The organism is Lentzea sp. NPDC003310, from assembly GCF_040610935.1.
In the GTDB taxonomy this organism is placed as follows: Bacteria; Actinomycetota; Actinomycetes; order Mycobacteriales; family Pseudonocardiaceae; genus Lentzea.
In genome coordinates this window covers 212792-224418 of sequence record NZ_JBEXNC010000003.1, presented here as the reverse complement: position 1 = coordinate 224418, position 11627 = coordinate 212792, and the positions used below count along the sequence as shown (strand labels likewise).

14 protein-coding genes are annotated in these 11627 nt (G+C 71.5%); 9 read left to right on the top strand and 5 right to left on the bottom strand.

Annotation, left to right across the window (positions count from 1 at the left end):
- Genes ABZX02_RS06365 through ABZX02_RS06355 form a run of 3 tightly spaced genes read left to right on the top strand, consistent with a single transcriptional unit; the run spans position 1 to position 2505 of the window.
- Positions 1-1854 (top strand): HAD-IIIC family phosphatase, encoded by a 1854-nt coding sequence (locus tag ABZX02_RS06365; RefSeq protein WP_355295411.1) that lies wholly within the window; start codon positions 1-3, stop codon positions 1852-1854.
- Complete coding sequence (locus ABZX02_RS06360) at positions 1847-2092, top strand: phosphopantetheine-binding protein (protein WP_089927029.1); 246 nt, start codon at positions 1847-1849, stop codon at positions 2090-2092. The genes ABZX02_RS06365 and ABZX02_RS06360 overlap by 8 nt, the downstream gene beginning before the upstream one ends.
- Positions 2089-2505, top strand: a complete 417-nt coding sequence (locus ABZX02_RS06355) for a VOC family protein (RefSeq protein ID WP_355295408.1) — start codon at positions 2089-2091, stop codon at positions 2503-2505. The genes ABZX02_RS06360 and ABZX02_RS06355 overlap by 4 nt, the downstream gene beginning before the upstream one ends.
- Here ABZX02_RS06355 and map read toward each other — a convergent pair.
- Positions 2487-3305, bottom strand: a complete 819-nt coding sequence (map, locus tag ABZX02_RS06350; protein ID WP_355295406.1) for a type I methionyl aminopeptidase — start codon at positions 3303-3305, stop codon at positions 2487-2489. The two genes, ABZX02_RS06355 and map, sit on opposite strands and share 19 nt — an antisense overlap.
- 158 nt (positions 3306-3463) lie before the next feature.
- Between map and ABZX02_RS06345 the strand changes: the two genes are divergently transcribed.
- The 4 genes from ABZX02_RS06345 to ABZX02_RS06330 all read left to right on the top strand — a co-directional run bounded on the left by ABZX02_RS06345 (position 3464) and on the right by ABZX02_RS06330 (position 5764).
- Entirely contained in the window at positions 3464-4018 is a 555-nt protein-coding gene (locus tag ABZX02_RS06345; protein WP_355295404.1) for an EF-hand domain-containing protein, read from the top strand.
- Positions 4019-4050: 32 nt separating this feature from the next.
- Positions 4051-4521 carry a MarR family transcriptional regulator gene (locus ABZX02_RS06340; RefSeq protein WP_355295402.1) on the top strand — a complete coding sequence of 157 codons (471 nt, stop codon included), beginning with the start codon at positions 4051-4053 and terminating at the stop codon, positions 4519-4521.
- Between the two features lie 70 nt (positions 4522-4591).
- A complete protein-coding gene (locus ABZX02_RS06335; RefSeq protein ID WP_355295400.1) occupies positions 4592-4888 on the top strand; it encodes a hypothetical protein in 297 nt (98 codons plus the stop codon).
- 33 nt (positions 4889-4921) lie between these two features.
- Positions 4922-5764, top strand: a complete 843-nt coding sequence (locus ABZX02_RS06330) for an alpha/beta hydrolase (protein WP_355295398.1) — start codon at positions 4922-4924, stop codon at positions 5762-5764.
- Between the two features lie 41 nt (positions 5765-5805).
- On the opposite strand, the gene ABZX02_RS06325 is transcribed toward ABZX02_RS06330, so the two are convergent.
- Positions 5806-7278, bottom strand: coding sequence for a tannase/feruloyl esterase family alpha/beta hydrolase (locus tag ABZX02_RS06325; protein ID WP_355295396.1), 1473 nt, complete (start codon positions 7276-7278; stop codon positions 5806-5808).
- A 93-nt stretch (positions 7279-7371) separates the two neighbouring features.
- Here ABZX02_RS06325 and ABZX02_RS06320 point away from each other — a divergent pair, with 93 nt between their 5' ends.
- A complete protein-coding gene (locus ABZX02_RS06320) occupies positions 7372-9141 on the top strand; it encodes a protein kinase (protein WP_355295394.1) in 1770 nt (589 codons plus the stop codon).
- Positions 9142-9173: 32 nt separating this feature from the next.
- On the opposite strand, the gene ABZX02_RS06315 is transcribed toward ABZX02_RS06320, so the two are convergent.
- Together ABZX02_RS06315 and ABZX02_RS06310 are read right to left on the bottom strand one after the other, a co-directional pair.
- A complete protein-coding gene (locus tag ABZX02_RS06315; protein ID WP_355295392.1) occupies positions 9174-9368 on the bottom strand; it encodes a ferredoxin in 195 nt (64 codons plus the stop codon).
- Entirely contained in the window at positions 9365-10579 is a 1215-nt protein-coding gene (locus ABZX02_RS06310) for a cytochrome P450 (RefSeq protein ID WP_355295390.1), read from the bottom strand. The genes ABZX02_RS06315 and ABZX02_RS06310 overlap by 4 nt, the downstream gene beginning before the upstream one ends.
- Positions 10580-10651: 72 nt before the next feature.
- Between ABZX02_RS06310 and ABZX02_RS06305 the strand changes: the two genes are divergently transcribed.
- Positions 10652-11290 carry a TetR family transcriptional regulator gene (locus ABZX02_RS06305; protein ID WP_355295388.1) on the top strand — a complete coding sequence of 213 codons (639 nt, stop codon included), beginning with the start codon at positions 10652-10654 and terminating at the stop codon, positions 11288-11290.
- On the opposite strand, the gene ABZX02_RS06300 is transcribed toward ABZX02_RS06305, so the two are convergent.
- Complete coding sequence (locus tag ABZX02_RS06300) at positions 11287-11601, bottom strand: hypothetical protein (RefSeq protein WP_355295386.1); 315 nt, start codon at positions 11599-11601, stop codon at positions 11287-11289. The genes ABZX02_RS06305 and ABZX02_RS06300 overlap by 4 nt on opposite strands.
- Positions 11602-11627 lie beyond the last annotated feature (26 nt).

The following is an 11627-nucleotide window of genomic DNA, read 5'->3' as shown; positions in this document are numbered from 1 at the left end:
GTGGAGAACAAAGAGATCCTGGCGCGGATCCGCCAGTTGACCAAGCCTGGCGCCGACGCCGACCCGGCGCTGCTCGGCGACCTGCGGCACCTGACCGACATCCCGGCGCTGCTCGAAGCCGGACGGCTGCTCGGCAAGGTACCGGCGGACCTGTTGGGCAAGCTCAAGCCGTTGAAGGTCGCCATCACCGGCACGTTCACCGCATCCGGTGTCGCACCGCTGCTGCGGATCGCGTTGCTGGGCAAGGGGATCGCGCCGGAGATCCACGTGTCCGGCTTCGACCAGCTCGCCGTCGACCTGAGCAGCCCCTCCTCGCCGCTGGCGGAGTTCGGGCCGCAGGTGACGCTCTGCCTGCTGCACGACGACTGGTTCGTGCCGGCCGAGTGGGACGACGTGGAGGTGCTCGACAGCGCCGTCCGCGGCCGCTGGTCGATGTTCGACACCCTCGTCGGCGCGTTCACCGAACGCTCCGGCAGCGCGGTCCTCGTGCACACCGTGCCGTTGTCACCGGTCGAGATGCGCGGCGTCGTCGCGTTCGACGGCAGGGCGGCGCTCGGCCGGGTCTGGCGCGACCTGAACAGCGACCTGCTCGGCATGGCGCTGCGCCGCGACCAGGTCCACGCGCTCGACCTGGAGGCCTACCTGGTCGACGCCCCCGTCCGGCTGCGCGACGAACGCCTCTACCGGTTCGCGAGCGCCGCCTGGACGCCCGAGGTCGAGCAGGTCTACGCGACCGAGGCCGCGAACTTCTGCCGCGCGTTCCTGGGCCTCGCCAAGAAGGTCCTCGTGCTCGACCTCGACAACACGCTGTGGGGCGGCGTCGTCGGTGACGACGGCCCGAGCGGCATCCAGATCGGCTCGATGTACCCCGGCAACGCCTTTCGCGAGGTGCAGAGGCGTGCCGTCCAGCTGCGCAAGCAGGGCGTGGTCCTCGCACTGGCCAGCAAGAACGAGGCCGCGATCGTCGACGAGGTGCTGGAGACCCACCCGGACCTCGTGATCCGCCCCGCCGACATCGCGGCGCGCGCGGTGAACTGGCAGCCCAAGGACCACAACATCCGCGGGCTCGCCGGCCAGCTCAACCTCGGCCTCGACAGCTTCGTCTTCGCCGACGACAGCACGTTCGAGACGCAGCTCGTGCGCGGTTCGATCCCCGAGGTCACCGTCGTGCACCTGAACGGCGACCCGGCCGATCACGTGACGGCGTTGCAGCGCAACGGTTCCTTCGACGTGCTGACGACGACGGCGACCGACCGCGACCGCACCGCGCTCTACAAGGCCCGCGCCGAACGCACCGAGTTCGCGGACTCGTTCAGCTCCGTGCAGGACTACCTGCGCAGCCTGGAGATCGTCGTCACCGTGCGGGAGGCCGACGAGTTCAGCCTGCCGCGCCTGGTCCAGCTGGGGCAGCGCACCAACCAGTTCAACATGATCGGCGGTTCCCACGCCGAGGCGCGGACGCGGGAGATGGCCGCCTCGGACGACCACCTGGTGTTCGTCTTCGAGGTGGCGGACCGCTTCGGCGCCGAGGGCGTCGTCGGCGGCGTGTGGGTGTCGAAGCACGACGACCACTGGCTCGTCGAGAACTTCGTGATGAGCTGCCGCGTCTTCACCCGCGGCGTCGAGCACACCGTCGTGCAGCACCTCGCCGACCGCGCGCTCTCGTCCGGCGCCACCAGGCTGGAGGCGGACTTCACCGCCACCGACCGCAACAAGGCCGCCGCCGCGTTCTACCCGGACGCCGGGTTCACGCAGAACTCCGAAGGTCGCTTCACCCTGCCGCTGCACCCGCGGCCGCAGATCGGTCCCGAGTGGACCACCCTCGTCGTGGAAAGGGAGTCCGCCGATGTCTGAGGTCTTCGTCGAGGTGGCCGACCTCGTCGGTCAGGTCACCGACCTGCCGGCCGAGGAGATCGCGGCCGACGCGCGGTTCGACTCGCTCGCCAACTGGACGAGCTACGACGCGCTGCGCCTGCTCACCGGCATCGAGCAGAAGTTCGCCGTGCGCCTGGACCTGCAGGAGTACTTCGCGATCAAGGACGTCGGCGGCCTCGTCGCCGCCGTCGCGAGCGCCCAGGAGAAGTCGGGATGATCCTGCGCATCGACCACGTCGGCGTGGTCACGTCCGACATCGCGGCGGCCGCCCCCGCCCTGGCCCTGCTGGACCTGAAGTGCACCTACGAGGACGACGTCGACGTGTACGGCGTCGCGACCTCGTTCTGGCAGTGCCCCGGCGACACCACCTCGATCGAACTGGTCGCGCCGGTCCGCGAGGACGCCGCCGTGCACGGCCACCTGAAGCGCCTGGGCCCCGGCCTGAACCACGTGGCGTTCGAGGTGGACGACATCGACGCGGACCTGCGCGCGCTGCAGGACCGCGGCGCCATCCTCGTCGACGAGGAGCCCCGCCGGGGCGGACGACCCGGCCTGCGGGTGGCGTTCGCCCACCTCGGGCCGGCCACCGGCCTGCTGGTCGAGCTCGTCGACTACGGCAAGCTGGCCTGAGAGGACGCGGGACCCGCCGCGGAGCCGAGTTCGCTCTTGCGGCGGGTCAGCACCAGCGGCCCGTCCTCGGTGATCGCGACGGTGTGCTCGGAGTGCGCCGTCCGCGACCCGTCGGCCGACCGCAGCGTCCACCCGTCCTCGTCGTAGGTGATCCTGTCCGTGGTCGCGGCGAGCCACGGCTCGATCGCGATGGTCAGTCCGGGCTTGAGCTTCATGCCGTGCCGGCGCCGCCCGTTGTTCGAGACGTGCGGCGCCTCGTGCATGGTCCGCCCGATCCCGTGCCCGCCGAACTCGAGGTTCGGCGTGTACCCGAACTGCCCGCACACCTCTCCGATGGCGGCCGAGATGTCACCGATCCTGTTGCCGGCCTGCGCGACGTCGATCGCCGCCTGCAACGCCAGCTCGGTGGCGCGGACCAGCCGCTGGTCCTCCTCGCGGGGCGTGCCGACGATGACCGTCATGGCCGAGTCGGCGGCCCAGCCGTCGATCAGGACCGCGATGTCCATGGTCAGCACGTCGCCGTCCTGCAGCACGTAGCTCTTGGGCAGCCCGTGCAGCACGGCGTCGTTGACCGCGAGGCACGTGACGTTGCGGAACGGCCCGCGCCCGAACGACGGCGAGTAGTCCCAGTAGCAGGACACCGCGCCGCGCTCCTTCAGCATGTGGCGGGCGTGGTGCTCGAGGTCGAGCAGGTTCACCCCGACCGCGGCCCGCGCGGCGAGCTCGTCGAGCACCTCCCCGATGAACTGACCGGTGACGTGCATGCGCTGGATCTCGGCGGGTGACTTGAGCTCGATCAACGTGTTCCTCCAGGAGCGGGTGCCGGTATAACTATACCGCCGCTGGCGGGGTGTCGCCCGAGGGGCGTCCGGATCGCGGTACCGGGTGGCTGAAGATGACCACCCTGCCGTGGGACACGCGTTGCGCGCACGTGGCCGCGTCACCACAGTGGCCTGGTATGAAGCAGGTGCTGCAGCACAGGATCGACTCGACCTTCGCCCATTACGACGTCAACCGCAACGGCGTCATCGAGCTGGCGGACGTCTACGCGCTCGCCAACCGGCTGCTGCGGGCGTTCGGCGAACCGGCGTCCTCGGAACGCGGCCGCGAGCTGGTCGAGGCCTACGACCGCTTCTGGGAGATGCTGGCCGACCACTGCGACACCGACCGGGACGGCAGGATCGGGCCGGTGGAGTACCGCGACGCGATGAACGAGGCGTTCGTCGAGGGCGGGCCGATCAACCTGGACTTCCTCGAGGTCGTGCAGTCCCTGCTCGACCTGATGGACACCAACGGCGACGGCCGGGTGGACGCGGACGAGTTCCAGGTCCTGCTGACGGCGCGCGGGCTGAGCGCACAGGAGTGCCGGCTGGCGTTCACGCACCTCGACACCGACGGGGACGGCGCGATCAGCGTCGAGGAGTACGTGACGGCGGTCCGCGACTACTACACGAACCCGGCGGAGGACACGCCCGGCAGCTGGCTCTACCCCAAGGCGCTGCAGCGCGTCTGAGTAGCGCTCACGTCCGCCGCTAGGGTGGCCGGATGGTCACCCGCGCGGAACGCACCGCCTCGAACCCGGACCTGGGGGTCCTGTCGGGCCGCCTGTTGTTCGCCGTGCAGCGCGAGCTCTTCACGAAGCTCACCGAGCTGGGGTTCGGCGACCTGAAGCCCCGGCACGGCGCGGTGCTCGCGTACCTCGACCCGGACGGCGTGCGCGCGACGGACCTCGCGCAGCTGTCCGGGCAGCACAAGCAGATCATCGGCACGCTGATCGACGAGCTGGAGTCGCTCGGCTACGTCGAGCGCAGGCCGGACCCGAGCGACCGCCGGGCGAAGCTCGTCTGCCCGACCGGCCGCGGGCTCGCGCAGATGCAGGCGGCCGACCGCATCATGGCCGAGATGCAGGAGCGGCACGCGGAACGCCTCGGCAGGGGCGAGTACGCGCTCTTCAAGCGCATGCTGGTCGACATCACGGAGCACCAGCGCCTGGCCGGTCGGTCCTCGCGGGACTGACCGGCCCTGTTCTGGATCTTCAGCGTCGCGCGGGTTGGATTTAGTCAAGATTAATGACTATCATGAAATCATGACTACTTCGGTGGAGCTGACCCGCTTCCGCGTCGCGCCCGAGAACGTCGAGGCGCTGCTCGCCGCCCGGCCGGGCATGATCGCCGACTTCGAGGCCGACCGCGAGGGGTTCCTCGGTGCCCGGCTCGTGCGGCTGCCCGGCGGCGAGTGGCTCGACATCGTCGAGTGGCGTTCGTCGCGGGACTACGCCGCCTCCAGCGCGAAAGGCCCGAACCTGCCGGGCATCAAGGCGTTCTTCGACGCGATCGACTCGCTCGTCGTCGCCGAGGAAGGCGAGCTCGCCGCCTCGCGCTGACCCCCTCGCACCTGTCTGCCGAAAGAGGACCCGATGTTGCGCAAGATCGCTTACGGCAGCGAGCCGTCCCAGCACGGCGAGCTGCACCTGCCGTCCGGCGAGGGCCCGTTCCCGACCGTCGTGATGATCCACGGCGGCTGGTGGGCGGCCATGTGGGACGACACCGCCGTGCAACCGCTCATCTCCGACCTCGTGGGGGAGGGCTGCGCGGTGTGGAGCGTCGAGTACCGCCGCATGGGTGAGCCGGGGGCGGGCTGGCCCGGCACGTTCGCGGACGTCGCGCGGGCGGTGGACCTGCTGGCGGAGCTGGACGCGCCCCTCGACCTCTCCCGCGTCGCCGTCGTGGGCCACTCGGCCGGAGGCCACCTCGCGACCTGGACCGCGCACCGGTCCGCGCTGCCCGCCGGTGTGGTGGGCGCGGATCCCGTCGTGCCGCTGGTGGGGGTGGTGTCGCTGGCGGGTGTGCTGGACCTGGTCGCGGCCGACCGCGCCGGGCTCGGCACCGAACTGGCGGACCTCGACGGGGAACCGCCGCGTGGCGCGCCGGGACCGTCCGGACCCGAGTACTGGCCGGTCGTCGCCGCCGGGGTCGGGCGGGGCATGACCCGCTTCCTGCTCGGGGCCTCGGCGGCGGAGGACCCCGGCCGGTACGCGGTGGCGTCGCCGGTCGAGATGGCCGACGGGGGCGTGCCGGTGCTCGCGGTGCACGGTCTCGCGGACGAGGTGATCCCCGCGGCGTTCAGCCGGGAGTACGCGCGGCGGCACCCGCGCGCGGAGTTCGTGGAATCGCCGGGAGCGGACCACTTCCACGTGATCGAGCCGGACGGGCACGCGTGGACCGTGGCGCGGAAGTGGTTGGTGGACAAGCTGTCCTGAGGTGCGGGCAGGGGGCCCGGCGGACCGGACCCCCTGGTGGTTCAGAGGCAGAGGTAGCTGGCGGCGGACTTCGGGTCGCCGTGCACGTACCGCGAGGTCCGCGGGTACGGGCAGAGGTTGCGGGTGGCGTCGGCCGTCGCCGCGGTGAGCGTGGCGGGTGCCTTGCCGCGTTCGACCCAGTCGACGAGCTGGCCCAACGCGTTCGTGGGCTGCGCGCCGGTGCCGCCGAAGCAGTGGTCGACGCCGGGAGCGGTGAACAGGCGGTAGAAGTCGTTCACGTACCCCATGCGCCGCTCGACCGCGTCGCGGTACATCAGCGTGCCGCCGGGCGGGATCAGCTGGTCGTTGGTGCCGACGAACGTGATCAGCTTGCCGCCCGAGCGCCGGAACGCCGACAGGTCGGGGTCCGAGGTGCCGATGACGCCGTCGAACTCGCGCACCGACTGCCGGAACAGGTCGCGGTACTGCGCGTAGGTGAGCTTCGAGGTGTCGAAACCGGGCTGCTTCAGCAGGAAGTTCTGCACCCACAGCGCCGCGACGGGGAAGCCGTAGGTGGGGAAGCCGGGGATCGTGCCGGCGAGCCACACCGGGTCGGCGCCCTTCGGCAGACCGGGCCAGAGGCTGCGGCCGCGCTCGTCGGTGGGACCGTCCCAGATCTTGCGCATGACGTCGGCGTCGGCCTTGGTCACGGTGACCTCGTTGCCCTCGCACAGGATCTTCGCGCCGATGAGCTGCCGCGGGTCGTAGCTGCAGCGGTCCGGGCGGTCGACGATGCCGTTGGTGACGCGGTCGTTCGCGTCGCACGCCTCGACGGCGGCCTTGCGGAACGCCTCCAGCACGCAGTTGCCGACGACGTGCTTCTCGTTGCCCTGCACGACCTGCGGCCAGAGCGTGGCGACGGCGAACTGGGACCAGTTCACCGCCGGTGCGTTGGCGAGAACGCCGTCGTAGTCGTCCGGGAAGCGTTGCGCCTCCGCGTATCCCTGGCGGCCGCCGGTCGAGCAGCCGTTCCAGTACGAGTAGGTGACCGAGCGCTGGTAGTGCCCGCGCACGACCTGCTTGGCGATCACGGCGGCCTCGTGCACCGAACGGCTCGCGAAGTTGGTCAGCAGCGTCCGGTCGAGCTCGCCGTTCTTGAGCGCCCAGCTCGCGTTCAGTCCGTCGAGCACGCCCGCGTCGGTGGTGACGGCCGCGTACCCGTCCTTCAGCGCCTGGGCGAACGGCGCGCCGGTGTCGCCCGCGGCGTACGCGCTGCCGCCGACGCCCTGCAGCCGGCCCGTCCAGTTCTGGGGGAGGCCGACGACGACCTTCACGTGGTCGTCGGTGTGCGTGAGAGTCACGGTGATCTCGCAGTGCGTCTCACGACTCACGGCGTCCACGGACTCGATCTTCGCGCCCTGCGGTGCGGTGACCGCGGTCCTCGCGCAGTCCGGGGTGCTCGCCGACGCCGGCGCGAGCGGCGCCAGCCCGGTCAGGAGCAGCGTTGTAGCCAACAGCTTCGTCAGTCGTCTCACGCCACGCGACGTTAGGCACGGGCGTCCGGCGCTCGCGCCCGTCAGGTGACGCTGCCGGTGTACGTCACTGGACCGGGTGACAGACTTCCGCGCATGCGCGAGGTGGGGAACAGACGCTACCGGCTGGTCCGCGAGCTGGGGCGCGGCGGCATGGGGGCCGTGTGGCTGGGCAAGGACACGGTGCTCGGCCGTGACGTCGCAGTCAAGGAACTCCTTCTACCCGTAGGGGTTCCGGCCGCCGAACGCGCCGTGTACCAGGAACGGGTGCTGCGCGAGGCACGGATCGCCTCGCAGCTGCGGGACCCCGCCGTCGTCACCGTCTACGACCTCATCTCCGAGGACGACCAGACGTTCATCGTGATGGAGCTGATCGACGCGCCGACGCTGGAGGAGTCCGTCGACCTCGACGGCCCGCTCGGCACGCGCGAGGCCGCCACCCTCGCGGGCCAGCTGCTGGGCGCCCTGGAGGTGGCGCACGCGTCCGGCGTCGTGCACCGCGACGTCAAGCCCGGCAACGTGATGGTGCCCGGCAGGGGCACCGCGAAGCTCACCGACTTCGGCATCGCGCAGACCGTCGACGACCCCCGGCTGACCGCCACCGGCACGTTGATCGGCTCGCCCGCCTACATGGCACCGGAACGCCTGGCGGGCGGCGACGCCTCACCGGCCTGGGACCTCTGGGCGCTGGGCGCGACGCTGTTCTTCGCCGTGGAGGGCTGCGGCGCGTTCGACCGCCCGACCACCTCGGCGACGATCCTCGCGGTGATGAACGAACGCCCGGTGCCGCGCGTGACCGGCCCGCTCGGCGAGCTGATCACCGGGCTGATGCACCCGGACCCGGCGGCGCGGCTCGGGGTGGAGCGGGCGCACCGGCTGATCGAGCACGCGCTGGTGGTGGCGGAGCAGCACCCGACCCGGCCGCCCGCGGTGGACGGCACGCCGACGGTGGCCGGGCCGACGCTGACCGTGGTGCCGCCCGGAGGTGGCGCGGTAGTGCCGCCCGGAGGTGGCTCGCCGGGGTCCGGTCCGGTGGCTCTCCCGCCGTTCGGCTCCGGGGCCGCGGTGGGTGGGTTCGCGCCGGGGCAGCCGGTGTCGGGCGGGCTTGCGGCGGGTCGGCCGGTGTCCGGTCCGTTCGCGCAGGGGCAGCCGGCCTCCGGCCCGTCCGGCCCCCTCACCCCGGCCCACGCGGTGCCCGCCCAGCCCACCTCCGGCCCGGTCGCGATAGGCCAGTTCGCCCCCGCCCCCGTCATCCAGGTCCCGCCGCGCCCCAAGCGCTCGATCGGCCTCGCCCTCTCGGCCACCCTGACGCCGCTCTTCATCGTCGGCGCCCTGGTCCTGCTGTACTTCACGGTGTTCAAGCCGATGCTCGCGAACATGGGCGTCGGCGTGCCGGACGGCCCGGCGAGCACCGCCGCCATGCAGCCCGTCCTCACCATCGGTCCGGACGGCGACATCAAGGACGGCGCGCTGTCGCTGGCGTTCCGCAACTCCTGCCTCACCTGGCTACCCGCGAAGGGCGCCCCGAAGGTCGAGAGCAAGCACCGCGTCGGCTGCTACGGCGAGCACGACGTCGAGTTCCTCGACACCGTCCTCGCCAACACCGAGATCGAGAAGGACGTGCCGTACCCCGGCGCCGAGGAGCTCACCAAGGTCGGCGGCAAGGGCTGCACGAAGACGTTCCTGTCCGACAAGGTCGCGGGACAGGACAAGGAGAAGACGCTGCGGTACTGGGTGATCATCCCGACCGCGGAGGCGTGGAAGGTGAAGACGGAGAACGGGTACCGCAGCTCGGACCGGCTCATCCACTGCTTCGTGGGCAAGGCGGACGGGTCGAAGCTGACCGAGCCGCTCGTGAAGAACTAGGTGCCGGACCGGCGAACCGGCCCGGCACCACCTCACTCCGAGACCGCGATCGCCGACGCCGGGCACACCGCCGCCGCGTGCCGGACGTCCGCGAGCCGCTCGGCCGGCGGGTGCGCGTCCAGCAGGTCCACCAGCCCGTCGTCGTCGCGCTGGTCGAACACGTCGTCCGCGGCCAGCACGCACTGGCCCGCGCCGACGCACTTGCCCTGGTCCACCACGATGTTCACGCCTGCCTCCAGGTGACGGGCAGCTCGGCGACGCCACCGGTGAGCGTCGCGCGGACCTGCAGCTGGTCGAGTTCCTTGGCGAGCCTCATCTCCGGCAGGCGCTTGGCCAGCGCGGCGAAGACCACGCGCAGCTCCGTGCGGGCGAGCGAGGCGCCGATGCAGAAGTGCGCGCCGTGGCCGAAGCCGAGGTGTGTCCTCTCCGGACGGTCGGGGTCGAACTCCTCGGCGTGGGAGTACACCGTCACGTCGCGGTTGGCCGCGTTGATCGACAGGACCAGCGCGTCGCCCGCGTTGATCGTCACGCCCGCGATGTCCACGTCCTCGCGGGCGTAGCGCAGCAGGCCGAGGTCACCGGGCGCGCCGAGGCGCATGACCTCCTCGACGACGGCGTCGACGCGGCCGTCGGGGTCGGCGACGAGCGCGTCCCAGCGCGACCGCTCGGTGAGCAGGAACAGCACGCCCAGGCCGATGCGGTTGACCGTGGTCTCGTGGCCCGCGAACAGCAGGCCGACGCAGAGCCGCACCATCTGCACGTAGTCGAACGACGGGTCCTCCGCCTGCGCGCGCACCAGGTCGGAGATCACGTCCTCGCCGAGCTGACCGCGCTTGCCCTCGACGAGCCCGACCATGTAGCGGAAGAACTCCTCCCGCGCCGCGTGGGCCTCCTCGCCGATCTCCGTGCTCGCCATGCGCTCGGACAGCGACGCGAAGAGCTCGTTGTCCTCCTCCGGCACGCCGAGCAGGCCGCAGATCATGGCCACCGGCAACGGGAACGCGAGGCCGCGGTGCAGGTCGACCACGCCGGTCCGCTCGTGCTCGGCGATCAACGAGTCCAGGCAGGCGTCCACCAGCCGCTGCATGTTCTCGCCCAGCATCCGCATCCGCTTGGCCGAGAACGCGGGTGTCAGCAGCCGGCGCATCCGCGTGTGGTCGGCCTCCTCGGTCGCGTACTCGCCGGTGGGGCCGTCCTGCACGGCGGAGGTCGAGATGCGCGAGGCCTTCTCCGGTTCCGGGTGGGACCGGCCGAAGCGCTTGTCGCCCAGCAGGAGCTTGACCTCCTCGTACCGCGTCACGAGCCAGGCCGGGTCGCCCGCCGGGGTCGTCACGGGCGCGATCGGCGCCTCGCGTCGCAGCACCTCGTAGAGCGGAGCGAGTTCGAGGACGTTCGGCCTGGCCAGCGGCAGCTTCAGGCGCTCTGCGTCAATGCTCATGCACCGACCGTAGCGCTTAATGGCAGATGGTGCCAATAAAGATCCGACCGGGTGACGTGCTTGAATCACCCGATGACGGACGTTGCGACAGAAAAGCCTCGCCGGGGCCGGCCGCCGGTCAGCGACGAGCAACGTCAGCGTCAGCGCCTCGACCTCTCCCGCCACGCGGTCCGGCTGTTCGCCGAACGGGGCGTCGCCGCCACGTCGGGCGAGCAGATCGCGCAGGCCGCGGGCGTTTCCGAGCGCACGTTCTGGCGGTACTTCCCGCACAAGGAGAGCTGTGTGGAGCCGCTGCTGACCAAGATGGTCGACGCGTTCTGCGCGGTCGTGCGGGCCTGGCCGCGCGAGCTGGAGCTCATCGACCACCTCCGCGAGGCCTACACGCCGCTGCTGGACGCGGCCTCCGACGAGGACATCGAGGCGGTCCTCGCCGTCGTGCGCCTCACCCAGGGCGAACGGGCGTTGCGCGCCGCGTACCTGATGCTGCGCGAACGCGCCGAGGACACCCTCGCGGAGGTGCTGGCCGAACGCACGGGCCTGCCGCGCGACGCCATCGAGGTGCGGGTGCAGGCCGCCGCCATGAGCGCGGTGCTCAAGGTCGCCACCGACGACGTGGCGAGGGCGGCGGCGGACGGCGTCACGCGGGACACCCTGGAGGGGCACCGCGAGCAGATCGCGGCGGCGTTGCGCGGCCTGTCGCAGGTCATCTAGCCGCTGAAGCTCGACCAGGCCCAGATGAACGCCACGATCAGCGTGATCACGACGACCACCCCGGCGGTGCCGGCGATCGCCATGCCCTTGCCCGCCGACCGCCACGGCGCGGGCGCGGCCACCCGGACGGCGAGACCGGCGATCGCGGAGCCGAGCGCGATCCAGACGAACGAGTAGGCGTATTCGCCGCCCTGCCAGCCCAGCGGCCGCAGCGCGTTGGTCAGGAAGGCGACGACGGTGAGCACGAGCAGGACTGCGGTGGTGGCGAACCCTCCCAGTGCGGCGAGGCGGCCACGGTCAGTTTCGGTCACCCTTCGAGGGTGCCGCCGACACCCGG

What these genes read in the sequence shown, in the direction of transcription:
- ABZX02_RS06360 (WP_089927029.1), top strand. Translation starts at nt 1,847, where the DNA reads ATGTCTGAGGTCTTCGTCGAGGTGGCCGACCTCGTCGGTCAGGTCACC.
- ABZX02_RS06330 (WP_355295398.1), top strand. Translation starts at nt 4,922, where the DNA reads ATGTTGCGCAAGATCGCTTACGGCAGCGAGCCGTCCCAGCACGGCGAG.
- ABZX02_RS06335 (WP_355295400.1), top strand. Translation starts at nt 4,592, where the DNA reads ATGACTACTTCGGTGGAGCTGACCCGCTTCCGCGTCGCGCCCGAGAAC.
- ABZX02_RS06320 (WP_355295394.1), top strand. Translation starts at nt 7,372, where the DNA reads ATGCGCGAGGTGGGGAACAGACGCTACCGGCTGGTCCGCGAGCTGGGG.
- ABZX02_RS06345 (WP_355295404.1), top strand. Translation starts at nt 3,464, where the DNA reads ATGAAGCAGGTGCTGCAGCACAGGATCGACTCGACCTTCGCCCATTAC.
- ABZX02_RS06305 (WP_355295388.1), top strand. Translation starts at nt 10,652, where the DNA reads ATGACGGACGTTGCGACAGAAAAGCCTCGCCGGGGCCGGCCGCCGGTC.
- ABZX02_RS06310 (WP_355295390.1), bottom strand. Translation starts at nt 10,579, where the DNA reads ATGAGCATTGACGCAGAGCGCCTGAAGCTGCCGCTGGCCAGGCCGAAC.
- ABZX02_RS06340 (WP_355295402.1), top strand. Translation starts at nt 4,051, where the DNA reads ATGGTCACCCGCGCGGAACGCACCGCCTCGAACCCGGACCTGGGGGTC.
- ABZX02_RS06355 (WP_355295408.1), top strand. Translation starts at nt 2,089, where the DNA reads ATGATCCTGCGCATCGACCACGTCGGCGTGGTCACGTCCGACATCGCG.